Below are 19,155 nucleotides of genomic sequence, written 5' to 3'. Positions count from 1 at the left end.
GAAGAAGATCATGTTTCTCCTGTTTTTCCTTTATTATGAAGGCTCTTGCAGATGGTTGTCAATTCAGTTTGGCAAATCGTCATTTTGAAGAACAAAAGCATGTAATAGGACGCCTCCGCATAGATTGTAAAACAGTATCTGATTTCTAGCTTCAATCTTGAAAGAGGAGGTTCGTATGGATATTTTAAAGAAAATTGCACAGCACAGAGAAGAAGAGCAGCGTTTAAAATGGGAAGGCACATTCAGCGATTATTTAGACATTATTAAGGAAAATCCGCTTGTCGCTCAATCTGCTCATTCCCGCGTTTATCATATGATTAAAGACAGCGGGATTGAAGAAAAGAATGGGGTCAGAACCTACAAATTTTTTAATCAAGATCTCTTTGGGTTAGAGGAATCACTAGAGAGGTTAGTTGAAGAATATTTCCATCCTGCAGCAAAGCGCTTAGATGTGCGGAAGCGTATTTTATTGTTGATGGGACCGGTAAGCGGCGGGAAGTCGACACTTGTGACAAGACTCAAAAGAGGACTGGAGGAATATTCACTTACAGACAATGGCGCAGTATATGCGATTAAAGGTTGCCCTATGCATGAAGATCCGCTCCATCTCATTCCGCAAAATCTTCGTGAAGATTTTTATAGAGAGTATGGTATACGTATTCAGGGAAATCTGTCGCCCCTGAATATGATGAGGTTAGAAGAGGAATATGGAGGCCGCATTGAGGATGTACAAATCGAGCGGATATTTTTCTCAGAGGATAAACGAACCGGCATCGGAACCTTCAGTCCGTCTGATCCGAAATCTCAAGATATTGCTGATTTAACAGGCAGCATTGATTTTTCAACAATTGCTGAATTCGGGTCAGAATCTGATCCGCGTGCATATCGGTTTGATGGGGAACTCAATAAGGCGAACCGCGGGATGATGGAGTTTCAGGAGATGTTAAAGTGTGATGAAAAATTTCTATGGCACCTTCTTTCGTTAACCCAAGAAGGGAACTTTAAGGCAGGTCGTTTTGCCTTGATTAGTGCTGATGAACTCATCGTTGCACATACGAATGAAACCGAGTACCGGTCGTTTATATCAAATAAGAAAAATGAAGCCTTGCATTCAAGAATTATCGTGATGCCGATTCCTTATAACCTAAAAGTGACAGAGGAAGAGCGGATTTATCATAAAATGATTTCAGAAAGTGATGTAGCGGATGTTCATATTGCGCCGCATACGCTGAAGGTGGCGGCAATGTTCTCCATTTTGACGAGATTAAAGGAGTCGAAGCGGTCTGATATTGATCTGGTGAAAAAAATGCGCCTCTATGATGGAGAAAATGTCGAAGGCTTCCAATCCGTTGATATTGATGAGATGAAAAAGGAATTTCACGACGAAGGGATGAGCGGAATTGACCCTCGATATGTGATCAATCGAATTTCATCGACCATTATTCGAAAGAATATGGAATCCATTAATGCACTTGATGTGCTTCGTTCTTTAAAGGAAGGATTGGATCAGCATCCGTCTATTTCCAGCGAAGATCGGGAACGGTATTTGAATTTTATTTCTGTCGCCCGAAAAGAATACGACGATATTGCGAAAAAGGAAGTTCAAAAGGCATTTGTGTATTCCTATGAAGAATCTGCGAAAACGCTCATGGATAACTACTTGGATAATGTTGAGGCTTACTGCAATAAAAACAAGCTTCGTGATCCGTTAACAGGTGAAGAAATGAATCCAGATGAAAAGCTCATGCGTTCGATTGAAGAACAAATCGGTATTTCTGAAAACGCCAAGAAGGCTTTCCGGGAAGAAATTTTAATTCGGATTTCCGCTTATGCTAGAAAGGGCAAGCGCTTTGATTATAATTCACATGAAAGATTAAGAGAGGCGATCCAGAAGAAGCTGTTTGCTGACTTAAAAGACGTTGTGAAGATCACGACTTCAACAAAGACGCCAGACGAGCAACAGTTGAAAAAGGTAAACGAAGTGGTGGCTAGGCTGATTGATGAGCATGGTTATAATTCAACAAGTGCAAATGAACTTTTAAAATATGTAGGCAGTCTTCTAAATCGTTAATAAATGAAGGAGGCATTATCGGCGTTTATAAGCACCGGTAATGTCTTTTTTAAAAATGATCGTCAAATCTGTATGAAGCATTGCATATGATAAAGGAATCTATCGCTAGAAGAATTATGTAAACAGGTGAGGAGGGGGATGAATGTCCCAGCAAGATAAAAGTCAGTTTATTGTTTCTCAGGAAGACTGGTCCCTCCATCGTAAAGGTTATGACGACCAGCAGCGCCATCAGAAAAAAGTAAAAGAGGCGATTAAAAATAATTTGCCGGATCTTGTCACAGAGGAAAGTATTATTATGTCCAATGGGAAAGATGTTGTCAAAATCCCAATCAGATCATTGGATGAATATAAAATTCGATACAATTATGATAAGAATAAGCATGTGGGTCAAGGAGATGGAGACAGTCAGGTTGGAGATGTCGTCGCACGTGATGGATCAGATGGCAAGCAAGGACAGGGGAAGGGCCAAGGTGCTGGAGATCAAGCGGGAGAGGATTATTACGAAGCAGAAGTCTCATTAATGGATCTTGAAGAAGCGTTGTTTCATGAGCTAGAGCTGCCAAACCTGAAACAAAAGGAGCTTGACGATATCATTGTCGAACAAATTGAGTTCAACGATATTCGTAAAACAGGTTTAACAGGGAATATTCATAAGAAACGAACGATGCTCTCGGCATTTAAACGAAATGCGATGACTGGAAGTCCTTCTTTTTATCCCATATATCCAGAGGATATTAAATATAAAACGTGGAATGAAGTCACCAAACCAGAGTCGAAAGCTGTCGTTTTAGCAATGATGGATACGAGCGGGAGTATGGGGCTTTGGGAAAAATATATGGCAAGGAGCTTTTTCTTTTGGATGACACGCTTCTTACGGACAAAGTATGAAACGGTCGATATTGCATTTATTGCCCATCATACCGAGGCGAAGGTTGTAGATGAGGAGAATTTCTTCTCGCGAGGTGAGAGCGGCGGAACCATTTGCTCATCTGTCTATCGGAAGGCACTAGAGCTAATAGATGAACGATATCCGCCATCACGGTATAATATTTATCCTTTCCATTTTTCTGATGGTGATAATTTGACCTCCGATAATGCTAGGTGCGTGAAGCTTGTTACTGAAATTATGAAGAAAGCCAATTTATTTTGCTATGGCGAAGTGAATCAATATAATCGGCACTCGACGTTAATGTCAGCGTATAAACATATTCAGGATGAGAAATTTAAGCATTATATTTTGAAGCAAAAATCAGACGTTTTTCTCGCATTGAAAAAATTTTTTCAAAAAGAAGAAGTCCTTTCTTAAATAGCACATTTGAAAAAACCTTTCAGCATAAGGGCTGAGAGGTTTTGTTGTGTGGAGAAGGAAGTGATATCCAGAAAAAAAGTAAAACTTTCTCTTTGACATTTCAATTTTCATTTATTAATATTTAATCTTGTTAAATATAAGTTTTTCAAAAGATGCCGATCGTCTTTTCCTCTTTTTCTGCTCTTTGCTCATAAGTGAACAATAAAGTATAAATGGCTGCACACCATTTTTAGCGGAGCAGAAGAAAGAGAAACCTTGCGGATATATGAGTTTGTTTCATATTCTGTCAGATGATGGGTATTCTAAGTTTGCTAAAGCAGATGACACTATATTTTCATACATGAAAGGAGAAACAAAACATGAACAGAGGTCGTTTATTGCTAACGAACATTATTGGTCTTATTGTGATTCTTGCCATTATTGCAGGAGGTGCTTATTACTACTACGAGAGCACAAACTTTGTGAAAACAGATGAAGCAAAAGTGACAGGTGATATGTATCAAATTACAGCACCAGTAGCTGGACAAATCAAAGGCTGGGATATCAATGAAGGTGACGAAGTGCAAAAAGACAGCACAGTTGCAAAAGTGGAAGGAGAAGCAAAAACAAATATCAAAGCAGTTGCTGACGGCACATTAGTCAAAAAAGAAGTGCAGAACAATCAACAAGTGCAGCCGGGTACAGTACTTGGAGAAACAATTGACCTAAGCAAGTTGTATATTACAGCTAACATCAAAGAAACAGATATTAAAAACATTGAAAAAGGCGACAAAGTGGACATCGTTGTAGATGGTGATCCTGATACAACATTTGAAGGAACTGTTGAACAAATTGGTTATGCAACAAACTCAACGTTTAATATGCTACCAGCAACAAATTCAAGTGGTAACTATACAAAAGTGACACAAAAAGTGGCAGTGAAAATTTCAATTAAAAACCCATCTGACAAAGTGCTTCCAGGTATGAATGCATCTGTCAAAATTTCATCTTAATGATGAGTGATATGAAAAAATGAAAGGAGGTTGTCTGAGATGGCAAATCAACCTGCAGCGACAAAACAGGGAACAGGCTCCTTGTCTTTACTGATCATCTTAATGGCCGGTTTATTCGTAGCGATTTTAAACCAAACGCTTTTGAATGTAGCCATGCCTCATTTAATGACAGAATTTAATGTCAGTGCGACGACAATTCAGTGGCTTACAACAGGTTACATGCTTGTCAACGGTGTGTTAATTCCGTTATCTGCGTTTTTAATTACACGTTTTGGACAGCGTAGTTTATTCCTTTTGGCCATGATCTCATTTACACTGGGTACATTTATTTGCGGAATTGCGCCTAACTTTTCTACGATGCTCATTGGCCGCTTAATTCAGGCAGTCGGTGGCGGTATCTTGCAGCCGCTTGTCATGACAACAATCCTTTTTATTTTCCCTCCAGAAAACAGAGGGAAAGGAATGGGGATTTTTGGTCTGGCGATGATGTTTGCACCAGCTGTAGGGCCAACATTGTCTGGTTATATTATTGAACATTATACTTGGCGTATTATGTTTTATGGCCTTGTACCAATCGGTGCGATTGTCATTATTGCGGCTTTCTTTATGTTTAAAAATATTATAGAGCCAAGGAAGATCAAGCTGGACAGCCTCGGTGCCGTTCTTTCTGTTGTCGGATTTGCTTCGCTTTTATACGGTGTGAGTGAAGCGGGAAGTGATGGTTGGACAGATCCGATCGTTTTATCCACAATCATTATTGGTGCGATTGCGATCATGATCTTTATTATCCAGCAGTTAAAAGTGAAAAATCCAATGCTTGACTTCCGCGTGTTTAAATACAGCATTTTCTCTTTATCAAGTGTCATTAACATCATTATTACCATCGCATTGTATACAGGAATGTTCTTACTTCCAATTTATTTGCAGAACCTTGTTGGATTTACTGCCTTGCAATCGGGTCTGTTGATGCTTCCTGGAGCGATTGCGATGCTGATTATGTCACCAATTTCAGGGATTTTATTTGATAAATTTGGGCCTCGTCCGCTTGCGATTGTTGGGATGTTGATTACAGTTGTCACAACTTACGAATTTACAAAGCTCACCATTGACACCTCTTACAGTCACATTGTGCTCATGTATGCAATACGTGCATTTGGTATGTCACTCTTAATGATGCCTGTCATGACAGCGGGAATGAACCAATTACCACAGCATTTAAACAGTCATGGTACAGCAATGTCCAATACGTTACGACAAATTAGTGGTTCTATTGGTACAAGTTTGATCACGACGATTTATACGAATCGCACGACGTTCCATTATTCAAATATGGCTGATCAAACAAATACAACGGATCCGTTCTTTATGAATTCGTTCCAATCTTCTGTGTCCAATGTGATGCATCATATGGGCATGACAGCAGAAGCGGCTCAAAAATATGTTTATACCCAGCTCTTTACAAAAGCACAAGTTGATTCAAACGTGATGGGGATTAATGATGCTTACATGTGGGTTACGTTATTCTGTGCGGCTGGTGTCATTCTTAGTTTATTCCTACGTGATGTACGTAAGGATAAAGAGCGCAAAGTGAAACAGCATACAAAACAAGAAATGACTTTGCTTCCAGCACCTAAGGAAGCAAACCAAGATGCAAGATAAGTGTGGAGGGACTATAAATGAAAATGTATGTTGTATACGATAGTGAAGGTGACCATACGAAAGCATTGGCTGAAGCCATTGCAGCGGGTGCGGGTGAAACAGAACATGCAGAAGTCTTCATTGACCATGTGAAGGATGCTGATATTCGCAAGCTCGATCAAATGGATGCGATTATTTGGGGCTGCCCTGGTCACTTTGGTACCATTAGTTCTGGATTAAAGACTTGGATTGATCGCCTTGGTTATTTATGGGCAGAAGGGAAACTCATTGATAAAGTTGGTGCAGTCTTTTGCACAACTGCTACGACGCATGGCGGGTTAGAAATGACAATGCACAATCTGATCACGCCTATGCTCCACCAAGGAATGATTGTTGTAGGTCTTCCTGGAAATGTACCGGAGAATGCTTTATACGGCTCTTATTATGGAGCAGGTGTGACATGTCCGGTTGATTCTGACGACTTGATTTCTGATGAAGGAATTGAGCTTGGAAAGGCACTAGGAAGACGTGTAGCATCAGTGACAGCGTCATTTAAGCGATAAGGAGAGGGTTCTTTTGGTGACGATTATTGTAGCGTTAGTAGCTGCTGTCCTTGTAATTATTGGATTAGTAGCGTTCAATGTCAGATACGCATCGGTCGAGAAGGAAGAAGAGAGTAAAAAAGATGTGCTAATTCAGCCTGACGTGCCACGCAATGAGCCGGAAGCATCCGCTAGACATGTAGAGCCAGAAGAAGAAACAAACACATCAGAGCCTTCTCAAACAAATAATCATGCATCTGGCGATGATTTCTACAGACAGGCACTTCAAAAATTTAAACAGCCAGAATCACCTATCAAACAAGAGGAACCAGACCAAAAAATGAATGATGACATGTATCGTGCTGCCTTGCAGAAGTTAAAGCAGAAGGATGAATAAAAAGAGAACCCGACCCGCGGTTCTCTTTTTTCATAAAAAAATAAAAAACCGCCGGCAGATGCCGAGCGGTTTCCTTTCACTCTATAAAGTGCTAAAAGAGCTATTGCTCTTAGATTACGCTTTGTTAACGTTAGCAGCTTGTGGTCCACGGTTACCTTCAACGATTTCGAAAGAAACTGATTGACCTTCTTCTAAAGTTTTGAAGCCATCGCCTTGGATAGCAGAGAAGTGAACGAATACATCATCTTGACCCTCAACTTCGATGAATCCGAAACCTTTTTCAGAGTTGAACCATTTTACTTTACCTTCTAACATGAAATTTCCTCCTAAAGCGATCAAAACGCTTAAATTCACTATTCTTGCTCTTACACAAACTTCAAAGACGAAAACTCTTTCAAAACTTTCTTCTTAAAGGTGATAACGAACAAAAATAATTACTTTTACTTTACCAGTGTTTGCGCGAAAAAACAACAGTAATCCGAAAACTTTTTTAAAAATAATTACATGTACCAAAATGAGGAAAAATTCTATGTCGGATGGTCTCTATTTCTCGCAGAAAAGCTCACTTGATTTCGACCTGATTGCTTGGCTTTATAAAGTTCTTGGTCAGCAATAATGGGTAATTGCTTGATGTCTGTAAGCGTTCCTGGGTAATAAGCACATCCGATTGAAACTGTAATATGAATGGATGTCCCATTTTGTAAATAAATCGGCTGATCGGCTATTTTTCTCCGCAATCGTTCTGCACTTTGCCATGTTTTTTCAACTGAGCAATTAGGAAGAAGGACAGCAAATTCCTCTCCTCCGATACGCCCAATGTAATCAGAGCTTCTTGTGTTTTTGATCAGCGTTGTCCCGATTTCTTTTAATACGATATCTCCCTCGTGATGTCCATATTGATCATTGATGGATTTGAAGTAATCAATGTCTATATATAAAAGGGATATTTGATGGAGAGGCTGCTTTAACTTCAAAGAAAAAGCGTGACTCAGCACTTCGTCAAATTTTCGTTTGTTTAAAACACCTGTTAAAAAATCATAATGAGCTTGGAATTCATACAAATTTAAAAGCTGATATGCTTTTGTTTGATGCTCAATGACGTAAAAGTTAAACACCCCGGCAATATACGAAAAAATCCAATAGGTGAAGTGCAGTTCAAACGATGTTTCGTGCACAAAGATGATAAATAAAATGGATGCCATCAGGTTACCTATCGTAATAGATAACAGTATTTTCACTACATGATTCATATGGCGTTCAGCAATTAGATAAGAGGCTGTGACGATCATTGTCAAAGAAAAAATATTCACGAAAGAAACGACATTTGTTTCGATTAATAATCGTCCAATGATGACAATACATGTTGCAACAAATGTTTGTACAATACTTCCATAAAAAGCCGTTAAAATGAGGGGAATATGTCTTAAGTCAATCATTGCTTGCCCTGTTTTAATAAAGAAGAACATTAATACAACACTAAGCAATCCAGATGCAATTCCTTTACATAATTGTCTGAGTAAGGTGTCTTCCTTTTTTGAAAAATACTCCTTAAACACAAGCATAAATAAATAATGGAATGTGACAAGGATTGTTAAATTAATAAAGAGGTCTCTTAACAAATGAAATCACCTTTTTAAAATTACTAAAATTTGTTTGAAAAGGAAAGTAAAAAAAGATAATTAATATAAAGTTCACTATGAGGGGGATAAGGCGTATGAGGGAAAAGTACTTTATTATATGCAGATCCAGACTGTGAATGATCACCAAATGCCAATTGAATACAAGATGTGAGGTTTCTTCTTGAGATTTAAGAGGAGCATTCTTGGTAACAGTTTGACTTGAAGGTGTTGGGATGCAAAATGTTTGCGTGTATACATGTAAGACAGTGGGCAGGGTGAAATCATGAAGGAAGAGATTTTGCTTATTTTATTCGTTATTACTCACAACTGTCGAAGGCTCTTTTTATAAAGAGCATATTCAGGTAAATAATCAGGAGCCTAGATTGGCCCCTGATTATTTATTTGTGCTCTATTTCATTGATCACTTGCTGGATGGAATCATCATCCATGACATTCATGACACTTTCATCAAGGTGAAGAGGCTTTGCATAAGCTCCTCTTGGCGGTTGATTTGGCCTTGATGATGAATGATGTTGATGATCTGTTTCATTCGGTTGATCTGATGAGAATGCCTGCTTCATCATTTGAGCGACTTCTGCAGTACCTTTTGTCTCTTGGTGCGCGTGCGATTGCTTTTGAGAATGCTCATGCTGTTGATGATTATGCTTATTGCCTTTCATCATAGGAGACATCTTCATAGTCGCCATGCCTTTCAACCTTTTCCGTAAAACAGGGGAGAATAGTGCAATAATGGCTGTTGAGCCAGTGATCAGTGCGCCTGTGCTAATGCCTTTTCTTTTTTTAAACAAACGAATCCCTCCATTTGATCGTGATGATACTTCTTCATCTTTTTTAGGATGACCAAACGATGTTTATTTATGAATTCATTTTGCTGTCATAGATGATATGTGCATAAAAAGTCTCTTTTATGAAAAACCTAGGAACAAAAGGAGGGAATCATTGATGAATAAGAAATGGATGCTATCTATACTACTTGTTCCCACTCTGATCACCACTGGGTGTGGAATGAACAACCAAGGTGATGAGCGAAGAGGAGCGATGGAACGTCAATATGAAAATGTCACATATAAAAATGATAACATGCGACAAGATCAGCCAGATGTCGAAACACCGCAGAAGGTAAAAGTGGCAGATAAGGCGTCAAAGCTCGTAGCCAACATGTCGGAAGTAAAAACAGCTCATGTGCTTGTCACAGGTAAAAATGCATTTGTTGCAGTGGTACTTGAGGGGAATAAAAGCGGCAATGTGACAGACGAATTAAAAAAGAAAATTTCAGACAAAGTGAAATCAACTGATCGACAAATTGATAACGTGTATGTATCTGCTAATCCAGACTTTGTTGATCGTATGAAAGGATACGTCAAACGCATTAGAAGCGGAGAGCCAATTTCAGGATTCTTCGACGAATTTACTGAAACAGTCAGACGTGTCTTCCCTGAATCGAAATAGCTACGACAAAAGCCGTATGTCATATGCGGCTTTTTTGTTTTAAAGAGAACCTCCCACATCATGCTGCATAAATTAACAAATATATCACCTCTTGTTGATCTTTGTTTTTTCATAGAAAGAGGATGCAGGATGATTTCAGGTGGGGAGTAAATGAAAGCCAATCAGTCATTAATTCAAAAGAAGCTTGTAGGCGGTATGATTGCAGCAGGTCTCATTTTTTATGCCTTCACCGCGTACTTAGTTTATGTTACATTTCAGTTCACAGGACAATATTTAGAGCAACAGTCATCTCCCAAAACGGTCTTAACGGAGGGGCTCAATAAGCAAATCTATGATCATATTCGAATTTACTATGCAGAGAAAGAGAAGGTATTCGTTGATCTGACGATAGAAGCTCTGGAGCAGGCAAAGAAGAGGACAGCTTCTGTGTTTCAATTTGAAACAGACAAACCTTTAGACATTATTTATTTCGATGATAAAAAAACCATTGAACAATTTGCAGGTATTCAGCATATTACAGGCTTTTATTCTGATCATGACCAAATGATTGGATTATATCCTGATAAGCGGGATGAACTGTTGAAAAAAGAGACATTGTCTCTTTACTTTTTCACAACCTTATTTATTCATGAATATGCTCATTTTGTATTTTATGAAAAGGTTCATGCATATGAAGTATCTCCTGCGATCTTTCCTCTATGGTTCCATGAAGGAGTAGCAGAATGGACAGCCTATGACGTCTTAAATGCGACATCTGAACGGTTTGAGGTCATCCCTTTTCATTCACTTCATTCCGATAGTGATTGGCAGGAATCACGGGTGAAATATGAGACAGATGTCTATGTACAAAGCTATTATATGATCTATGAGCTGGTACAATTTTACGGACGAGACATCATTCATGAGATCATGAAGGAAACCGCTAAAACTGGTCGCTTTGAAAGAGGATTTGAACAGGCAACAGGCCAGTTGCTGACTGAATTTGAAGAACAGTTTAAGACAACGTACGAAAGAAAAAACGGCTGATAGCAATACAGGTCAGCCGTTTTTTCAATTAATGAAGTGGTTTATCTGCTTTACTAGGCGGCATTTGAATTTGCTCTTTCATTGGAACGAAAGCAGAAGTCATAGCTTTCATGTCTTGTACAGAAAGCTGAGGGACTTGATAATATCCATGTTTGTTTTGATATAAAAATATTTCATACGCCATTTCGATAAAGTTTGGAATTTGAGCGGAAAGAACACGTCTAACGACTGGATTTGTTACTTCTAAAGCCGACATTGCTAGTAATCCTGAGTGTGACTTGACCAAATTAAGCATATGGCCTGTAATGCCTAAGTCTTTAACATCCTGTAACGATTGATTTGGTTTTTTCGGCTGTGATGGTTTGATGCCGTACGTCACCTGTGTCTTTTCTTTCATCATATAAGTCGATGTTTCTTCATTAGGCTTTTGTCCGGTAGAAAAACTATTGACAGTGACATTATACTGGGACAAAACGAATTGATATTGGCGATCCAAGATGTCGGTTAATACAGGATCTTGGATAAACTGCCTCAAGATCATATATTGATCTAAAATGTTGATCATCCCTGCTAAAATTTCATGTAAATCGAATAATTCATGCCCGCCATGGTTGAATTCAGGCTGCGGAGCACTGCCTTGTAATGGTTGCTGTTCGTTTTGCATAGAGATTCCTCCTTCTATTTTATACAATCTGTTTTAATGTGAGGAAGTTCTCCCTTTTTCATGCAAAAAACATTATTTACAATTAGAGGGTTTTCTTTCTTTTTGTCGAAAAAAAGTATCAGACGAATGAACATGGGGGTACCAGATGCAGGACAAAATCATGAATCGTTTGATAGAAGGCAAACATGTGCAGGCACCAGTGATTGGAATAGGTGTTACACCGTTTGAACAGCACAGTCTTAAGGCATTTTTTCAGTCGTTTCCACATGAACTGAATGCCTCTTTTATTGTCGTGCAAAATTGGGTGTCGAGCGATTGGATAGCAGATTTGGAAGAACTTGTTTTACCGATTGGTTACCGGGCAAAAACGATTAGTCATGGCGAAAAAATCATGAAAAACACGATTTATTTTTGTCCGCCTAATGCCATTGTGACGTTGACAGAAAACAATCAACTGTATGTATCAGAACGTCTTCCATCGGATAAGCAATGCTCTGTCGACTCTTTCTTTCAGTCACTTGCAAAAGTTCAAAAAGAGAAGGCTTTTGCCATCTTATTTCAAAAAGGCCATTGTATGGGGAGTGGTTTGCTTCAATTAATCGAGCAAGGCGGTACAGCAGTGTCTTGTAGTGATTTAGAAATTGGTTTTGACAGCATCTATCATCAAACATTCACAGATCCTTCTGCCCTTGCAACATATATAGCCAACATTTTGAACGTCCCACATGTCGATTTAGCAGATCGGGTACTGGGAAGAATTATTGAACGACTTGAAATGTACAAAGGTATCGCTTTTTCAACCTATGAAAAACAAAGAATGCTATCTGTTATTCAAAGACGAATGCGAAGTGCAAAAAAGCCGATTTCATTATTGTCAGAGTACGATCGCTTATTAGAGATGGAGCCAGATGAGCTTGATCGTTTACATGTCCAGCTTTTGAACGGAGCTACTTCTTTTTTTCGAGAGATGGAAGCCTTTCGCCTATGTGAAAATAAGATCATTCCAACAATTATTGAACATGTGGTAAAAAGCGAGAAACCTTGTTGTCGTATTTGGATTGCAGGATGTTCAACGGGCGAAGAAGCCTATTCTTTTACCATTTTATTTTTAGAAGAAATGAAGCGAAGACAAGTTTCAATAGAACTGCAAGTGTTTGCAACAGATATCAATCGGAAAGCCATTCAGACCGCAAGCAAAGGCCTTTATTCAGTAGAGGCAATGGCAAGGGTGCCAGAGAAATGGCGGGTGCGATATTTCAAAAAGAAAGGTGACGCTTTTATTGTGAAGCAGTCGCTTAGAAAACATATTGTCTTTGCCCCTCACAATTTATTGATCGATTCACCTTTTATCCACCTCGATTTTATCAGTTGTCGAAATGTTCTGATGTACTTCCAGCCAGAAGTGCAAAAACGAGTATTGTCCCGTTTTCAGTATGCTTTAAAAGATCAAGGGGTTTTGATATTAGGGACAAATGATAAAGTGCCTAATATCCCTCACTTGTTTCATCTGTTAAATGAAAGGTGGAACATTTACACTCATTCAAGCGTTCCTAAATGCAATGAACATCCGAATAATGCCAAGTTTCATGAAGAGTTGAAAAAACGAGCTGCAGAATATATGAAAGAAGTGAGTGCAAATTATGACGCATGTATGGTGATCAATGATTGTGACAAAATACTTGCCATTTCAAATGGTGCCTATTCCTTCCTAGACCATTCAGAAGTGCCGAATCAATCGTGTGAGTATGTGACACCTGACTATATGAAGGAGATGATGAGACAAACATTACAGAAGGTGTGGACAGATGAGACAGAGATTGTTTTTCAACATGTGCTTATTTCAAAAAAGGGCAGGAAGCAGTATGCAGATTTTACAGTGAAAAGTTTTGATCGCCGTTTTAAGGGAGTATACGTCATTCTCATTCGGATGAATGTGCTAGAAAAAAATCAAATGAACGGCAGGTACCTAGGCATGTCGGACCCAAACTCAGTCTATCAACAGCGTATTGTCGATTTAGAAAATGAACTTAATGAAGTAAAGCAAAAAGAGCAAGAGGCAAGGGCTCAATTGAAAATAAAGAACGCGCAAATAGAGGAGCTTCAGAAAAAGCACGAAGAATTTATCAATATCATAAACAACTTAAAGGTGACTAGAGAAGAGCTCTATCGTCCCTCGGTGAAACCTGAGCTTGCGACGTTGTTTGTGGATCAAGAGATGAATATTCGCTATTTCACGCCTGCAGCAGCATCTTTATTCACTTCGGCACAATTGCAGCATCATCAATCCTTTCAGTCGATTGCACAGGAGATGGCGCATGAGACGCTTTATCATGATATTCAATCCGTTATGTCAGACAGACGTGTCATTGAGCGTGAGATTGAGACAAACGAAGGGGAGCAATTTACCGTTCACATTACGCCTATTTTTTATCAGGATTATGAGGGAGCGGCGATGACATGGATTAAAATGACTGAAATCACGAAAATCAAACAGTCTCTTCATCTTGCGGTGACAGCACTGGATAACAGTCATATTCATATTGTTGTCGCAACTGAGGAAGGGATCATTCAATGCGTGAACCAGCGTTTTTGTCACTTTGTGCAACAGTATGAATTCGATCTGATCGGCAAGAATATTTTTTCGGTCTATCAAAGGTTGTGTCAATGTGATGATTTAGCGAAGCAATGGGATGTGTGCCTAAGAGAAGGTAGCTGGACAGGTGAGATGTACTTTCAAGATTTATCAGGACGAGAACATTGGGAAAGAGTCTCTTTACACCGAATTGATGACCCTGACAAAATGCAGTCAACAGTTATGCGCATTTCAGAGGATATCACAAACCAAAAGCAGTCAGAGAAGATGCTGATGAAATCTGAGATGCTGTCAGCAGTTGGTCAGCTTGCAGCTGGCATTGCTCATGAAATACGTAACCCGCTTACATCGTTAAAAGGATTCTTACAGCTGATGATTCAGAGTAAAAAATATCAAAAGGATTATGCAGATGTGATGATGTCAGAGTTTAATCGGCTCGAGGCGATTATTAATGAATTCCTTGTGCTCTCTAGAAGCAAGTCGGTGAAATTTGAACCTGTTCATGTCAACCTACTGCTAGAAGAAGTGAGTATGGTCGTTGAATCTCAGGCCGTATTAAAAGGGATATCGATTCAAAAAAATCTTTCACCATCTCTGCCGCAGATTCAAGGAATTCCAAATGAATTAAAACAGGTTTTCCTCAACATACTGAAAAATGGAATTGAAGCAATGGATGGCGTAACAGGCGTCATTCAAGTGACATCAATGCTAAAAAATAATCAAGTTATTTTAATATTTGAAGACCAAGGAAAAGGAATCCCAGAAGATGCGATTAGTAAGTTAGGGGAACCTTTTTATACGACGAAAGAAAAAGGAACAGGGCTTGGGCTTATGGTGACGAATAAAATCATTGAAAGTCATGGTGGTACAATCCATTTTGAAAGCAAGAATTTAAAGGGAACAAAAGTGACCATTACGTTTCCAATAAAATAAAAGCTAGAGATGTTTACATGAAATCCATTCAAATTCAACATTTCCTTTGTAAACTATGAAAGAGGTCAACTATAAAGAATAGGGGAGAGAAATGAAATGAAGCATATTCAAACAGTTCGATTGATCTGTTGTTTGATTTTGGTGATATGTAGTCTGCAATTCGTTTTGTCTGGCACTTTCACATTAGAGCAGGCAAGAGCTTTTGAGAAGAAAGTAACGACATGGCAACATGTGAAACCAATGAAAATCAAAAAAGCTCGACAGTTGATAGGAGAAACAGTGACAGTAAGTGGGGTTGTGACAGCGGATCAATCAGCCATAGGGAATGGGAAATTATCTACATATATTCAGGACAAAACGGCAGGAGTCAATATTTATTCAGCACAGCCAAAAAATTTCCCAGAACTGAAAGCTGGCATGAAGGTGACGGTCACTGGCAAAGTGACTACTTATAAAGGACTGATTGAGATCGTTCCAGAACATGGTCGCATCACAATAGATGCAAAGAATCAAACATTACCAACTCCGAATCGAATCTCGATTAAACAATTTGAAACTGGTCAAGCAGATAAATATGAAGGAAGCCTTGTGAAAGTAAAAGGCTATGTTGAATCAAAACCAGCTACACCTTTTGGTGGTGGATATAATGTGATCATTCTAGATGAAAAGTACACTAGCACGATCCTTAGGGTCATGGTAGACACAGAAGCAATTGATCAAGTGAAGTCTAGCCAATGGTATGAGTTTACAGGTATCTTAAGCAGGTATGACACGTTGCAGGTGCTTCCAAGGCATCAGCAGGATATCAAACGTTTAAAACGCCAGCCGAAGCCACCAAAGATCAAGAAAGAATATTCAGCAACCGTTGACCGTGTTGTAGATGGAGATACAATTCATTTAAAAGAACCTGTGCTTGGTACAACGAAAGTACGCTTTGTCAATATGGACACACCTGAAACCTACCACAAACCTAAAAATGAATTAGATGAAAACCAATTACGCTTTGGGCAAAAAGCAACAGACTATTTAAAAACACTCTTATCAAGTGGCGATAAAGTCACATTAACTATTGGTTCGGAAGTGAAAGACAGCTATGGGCGTCTTCTTGCTCAAGTGAAAACGAAAAAAGGTGTAAACACAAATTTGGAGCTTGTGAAAAAAGGCTATGCATCCACTTACTTTATTTGGCCGGTTGGAAATGACAAAGACTATCACACCTTCCAGCAAGCTGTGAAAGAAGCGAAGGAGAAGGGGATTGGAATTTGGAATCAAGCAGACCCGCTTTTGGAACAGCCATTTGAATTTAGAGCACGTGAGCAGAAAAAAGGATTAACACGTTATGTCGGTGATTCATCTGCGAAAACCTACGTATCACCTGATGAGTGGAAAGAGATAGATGTAGACAAACGAGTATTCTTTGCTTCTAAAGAGGAGGCAGAGCGTGCTGGATATAGGCCAGCAGAGGTGTCTGGAGAAGTGCCTTTAACCATTAATCCTGAAATAGGTCCTACAGACTTAGAAGCAACAGCTGCGTTCGTCAATCGCTTTAACGGTGTATCTATTTTGTTTCAAAAAGAGAGGCAAATTAAAAAAGCATTACAAGAAGATATAGCGACTGCAAGCTAAAAGCGTTCATGAAAGGCAGCCTTGAGTCTTAAAAGATAAGAAGGAGTTTAAGTATGATAAAGTGGCTTGCACTTATTGTGATGACTTCAGGCATTGTCTTGGTCGGGTGGGGAATATGGCAAATGGTCTCTACTCACCTTCAAACAGAGCAAACGTTAGATGAAGCCAAAAAAGTGGTAGCTGTTGATGATTTTATGTCAAAGGAGCAGTTTTCCCCTGAAGTCGGCAAAGGATCTGGCATTCTCATTATCCCAAGACTTAAAGCTGACCTTCCAATAGTAGAAGGAACGGAAGCTGACGATCTTGCCAAAGGAGTCGGGCATTACAAAGGCAGCTATTATCCTGATCAACATGGGCAAATTGTGCTGTCAGGGCATCGGGATACTGTGTTTCGACGTACGGGAGAGCTTGATATCGGGGATCAGTTGAAGATTAAGGTTCCGTATGGTGAATTTGCTTATGAAATCACTCATACAAAAATTGTAGATCAGCATGATACTTCTATCATCACCTTGCAAAATAAAAATGAAGAGCTGGTGTTAACGACATGTTATCCGTTTCATTTTGTCGGGAATGCACCAAAGCGATACATTATTTATGCCAAACGAACATCTGTTTAATGTAATAAGAGCCTGCTGGATAACGTGCAGGCTCTTATTTATATGGTTTAGTGCTTTATTGGCTCCATCAGCTTGACCATATCAGATGGAAGCGGGGCCTCAATGATAAGATGCTCTCCTGTAAACGGATGTTTCATTTCAACTTTTTTGGCGTGAAGAGCGCATCGAGTGATCCCATTACTCATCCCGCCGTATAACGAATCTCCAACCAAAGGATGGCCTATGCTGCTGAGGTGTACACGGATTTGATGGGTCCTCCCAGTGTCTAATTGGAGCTGGACTGCTGTGATATTGCGGCGTTTGTCCACACCCATCACCTGAAAATGAGTGATGGCTTTCTGCCCAGTTGGAGAAATTCTACGTCTCACTGCATGGTGCTTGTCACGGCCAATCGCAGCTGTAATGGTTCCTCTCTTTTTCTTGAACACCCCTTCTGCAATGGCGAGATATGTTCTGTTGATCATTTTTTTGGAAAGCATCTGATCAAGTACAGTATGTGCTAATCTGTGTTTGGCAAATATGACAGTACCGCTTGTGTCTTGATCGAGCCGATGAATATGTCTAACCCGTTTCTCCTCACCATTTGCTTGATAATGGAAGGCGACTAGGTTTGCAAGGGTGCCTGTCTGTCCTTTTTCATTCGGATGAGTTGGGCGTCCAGCGGGCTTTTGGACAATAAGTAAATGCTCGTCCTCAAACAATAGATCTAAATCACCATATTCTGGCGTGACATCACTTGTTTCAAATTCAAATAAATCAATTGTGACATTGTCGCCTGTACTTACTTTTGCAGCGTGATATGCTGGCTGTTGGTTTAATCGTACTTTTTGATGTTTGAGCCAAAAGTGAATAATCGGTTTAGAGGCAGATACCTCAGTTTTTAAGAAGTGACTTAATGATGTGTCGTTGTGGTGCTCATTTACTTTCAGAGAAAGCATGTGTCCTTTAATGTTCATGAAATACGTTCCTCTCTTCTCAACACATGGTGATATATAGGAAACACTTACCTTGGCGAATGCCTTTTTTTCTGTGCTATTCTGAATGGAGAATAACGACAGAGAGGGTAGATGTCACGTGAGATTAATGAAAGCTGCTACAGAACTTCAAGAACAGGCAATTGAAGAAATATCAAAAGAGTTCTATCATCTCTTATCCCATCATATGGACGGTTACAAGCAGCAGCGCGCCTTCACATTTATCGATGGGGTATACAACGGTACGATGGATGATGCCTTTCGAATTTTAACTGGACTTCAGCTTGTACATACCATTATTTTAAAGCCTAGACGTCATTTAACAAAACGAGACCGTGAGCTATTTGAACGAAATCGTGCGCAAATCAATGAGTGCGGCTTTTTCTTTCCGTTTGACCTAGACGATTTTGAGAGCCGTCACCTTCAAAATGCGTAAAAGTTGGTGTGAACTTCCTTGTTAACTTACAAGATGGGCGCACATACTATTTTTAAGGGAACGGAGAAACCTGTAATGATCTGTAATACCAACCCCGCTCTTTTTCACATTGCATATTCTCCACGAATCGGAGCGCTTGGATCTCTTGCAGAATGAATAGAACATGTTAGGAGCCTGACAAATCGTTGCAGGCTCCTTTTTTACATCATCATTTTAGCAGACATTCATCTTTGAAAGTAAATTTT

General features: G+C 39.4%; 16 protein-coding genes and 1 pseudogene. 12 read left to right on the top strand and 5 right to left on the bottom strand.

Annotation, left to right across the window (positions count from 1 at the left end):
• Window positions 1–175: 175 nt before the first annotated feature.
• From ACIQCE_RS04685 to ACIQCE_RS04660, 6 genes are all read left to right on the top strand, one after another.
• The gene (locus ACIQCE_RS04685) at window positions 176–2,071 is read left to right on the top strand and encodes a PrkA family serine protein kinase (protein WP_400493789.1); all 1,896 of its coding nucleotides are present in this window, start codon (window positions 176–178) and stop codon (window positions 2,069–2,071) included.
• Window positions 2,072–2,213: 142 nt separating this feature from the next.
• Window positions 2,214–3,377, top strand: a complete 1,164-nt coding sequence (gene yhbH, locus ACIQCE_RS04680; protein WP_353856298.1) for a sporulation protein YhbH — start codon at window positions 2,214–2,216, stop codon at window positions 3,375–3,377.
• Between the two features lie 362 nt (window positions 3,378–3,739).
• Entirely contained in the window at window positions 3,740–4,372 is a 633-nt protein-coding gene (locus ACIQCE_RS04675) for a biotin/lipoyl-containing protein (RefSeq protein ID WP_353856297.1), read from the top strand.
• A gap of 39 nt (window positions 4,373–4,411) precedes the next feature.
• Complete coding sequence (locus tag ACIQCE_RS04670; protein WP_400493788.1) at window positions 4,412–6,031, top strand: DHA2 family efflux MFS transporter permease subunit; 1,620 nt, start codon at window positions 4,412–4,414, stop codon at window positions 6,029–6,031.
• Between the two features lie 17 nt (window positions 6,032–6,048).
• A complete protein-coding gene (locus ACIQCE_RS04665; protein ID WP_400493787.1) occupies window positions 6,049–6,573 on the top strand; it encodes an NAD(P)H-dependent oxidoreductase in 525 nt (174 codons plus the stop codon).
• Between the two features lie 16 nt (window positions 6,574–6,589).
• Entirely contained in the window at window positions 6,590–6,949 is a 360-nt protein-coding gene (locus ACIQCE_RS04660; RefSeq protein ID WP_400493786.1) for a hypothetical protein, read from the top strand.
• Between the two features lie 114 nt (window positions 6,950–7,063).
• Here ACIQCE_RS04660 and cspB read toward each other — a convergent pair whose 3' ends face one another.
• The 3 genes from cspB to ACIQCE_RS04645 all read right to left on the bottom strand — a co-directional run bounded on the left by cspB (window position 7,064) and on the right by ACIQCE_RS04645 (window position 9,377).
• Window positions 7,064–7,264, bottom strand: a complete 201-nt coding sequence (gene cspB / locus ACIQCE_RS04655) for a cold shock-like protein CspB (protein WP_353856293.1) — start codon at window positions 7,262–7,264, stop codon at window positions 7,064–7,066.
• A 212-nt stretch (window positions 7,265–7,476) separates the two neighbouring features.
• Window positions 7,477–8,568: a GGDEF domain-containing protein gene (locus ACIQCE_RS04650; protein WP_400493785.1), complete on the bottom strand. Its 1,092-nt coding sequence runs from the start codon at window positions 8,566–8,568 to the stop codon at window positions 7,477–7,479.
• 398 nt (window positions 8,569–8,966) lie between these two features.
• Entirely contained in the window at window positions 8,967–9,377 is a 411-nt protein-coding gene (locus tag ACIQCE_RS04645) for a spore coat protein (RefSeq protein ID WP_400493784.1), read from the bottom strand.
• A 154-nt stretch (window positions 9,378–9,531) separates the two neighbouring features.
• On the opposite strand from ACIQCE_RS04645, the gene ACIQCE_RS04640 reads away from it, so the two are divergent.
• Together ACIQCE_RS04640 and ACIQCE_RS04635 are read left to right on the top strand one after the other, a co-directional pair.
• Window positions 9,532–10,038 (top strand): YhcN/YlaJ family sporulation lipoprotein, encoded by a 507-nt coding sequence (locus ACIQCE_RS04640; protein WP_400493783.1) that lies wholly within the window; start codon window positions 9,532–9,534, stop codon window positions 10,036–10,038.
• A gap of 150 nt (window positions 10,039–10,188) precedes the next feature.
• Window positions 10,189–11,064, top strand: a complete 876-nt coding sequence (locus tag ACIQCE_RS04635) for a hypothetical protein (protein WP_400493782.1) — start codon at window positions 10,189–10,191, stop codon at window positions 11,062–11,064.
• Window positions 11,065–11,092: 28 nt separating this feature from the next.
• On the opposite strand, the gene ACIQCE_RS04630 is transcribed toward ACIQCE_RS04635, so the two are convergent.
• Complete coding sequence (locus ACIQCE_RS04630; protein WP_400493781.1) at window positions 11,093–11,728, bottom strand: spore coat protein; 636 nt, start codon at window positions 11,726–11,728, stop codon at window positions 11,093–11,095.
• A 145-nt stretch (window positions 11,729–11,873) separates the two neighbouring features.
• Here ACIQCE_RS04630 and ACIQCE_RS04625 point away from each other — a divergent pair, with 145 nt between their 5' ends.
• From ACIQCE_RS04625 to ACIQCE_RS04615, 3 genes and pseudogenes are all read left to right on the top strand, one after another.
• On the top strand, window positions 11,874–15,254 hold the full coding sequence (locus ACIQCE_RS04625) for a CheR family methyltransferase (RefSeq protein WP_400493780.1): 3,381 nt from the start codon (window positions 11,874–11,876) through the stop codon (window positions 15,252–15,254).
• Window positions 15,255–15,350: 96 nt separating this feature from the next.
• Window positions 15,351–16,745: pseudogene (locus ACIQCE_RS04620) on the top strand (thermonuclease family protein); the annotation flags it as partial.
• Between the two features lie 188 nt (window positions 16,746–16,933).
• Window positions 16,934–17,500, top strand: a complete 567-nt coding sequence (locus ACIQCE_RS04615; RefSeq protein ID WP_400493779.1) for a class D sortase — start codon at window positions 16,934–16,936, stop codon at window positions 17,498–17,500.
• Between the two features lie 47 nt (window positions 17,501–17,547).
• On the opposite strand, the gene ACIQCE_RS04610 is transcribed toward ACIQCE_RS04615, so the two are convergent.
• The gene (locus ACIQCE_RS04610; RefSeq protein WP_400493778.1) at window positions 17,548–18,456 is read right to left on the bottom strand and encodes an RluA family pseudouridine synthase; all 909 of its coding nucleotides are present in this window, start codon (window positions 18,454–18,456) and stop codon (window positions 17,548–17,550) included.
• Between the two features lie 127 nt (window positions 18,457–18,583).
• Here ACIQCE_RS04610 and ACIQCE_RS04605 point away from each other — a divergent pair, with 127 nt between their 5' ends.
• A complete protein-coding gene (locus tag ACIQCE_RS04605) occupies window positions 18,584–18,910 on the top strand; it encodes a DUF5365 family protein (protein WP_400493846.1) in 327 nt (108 codons plus the stop codon).
• Window positions 18,911–19,155 lie beyond the last annotated feature (245 nt).

The sequence above is a fragment of the Bacillus sp. NPDC093026 genome (genome assembly GCF_044754665.1).
Taxonomy (GTDB): Bacteria; Bacillota; Bacilli; order Bacillales; family Bacillaceae; genus Bacillus; species Bacillus maqinnsis.
The sequence above is the reverse complement of the archived record's forward strand: the minus strand, read 5'-3'. Positions and strand labels throughout refer to the sequence as shown.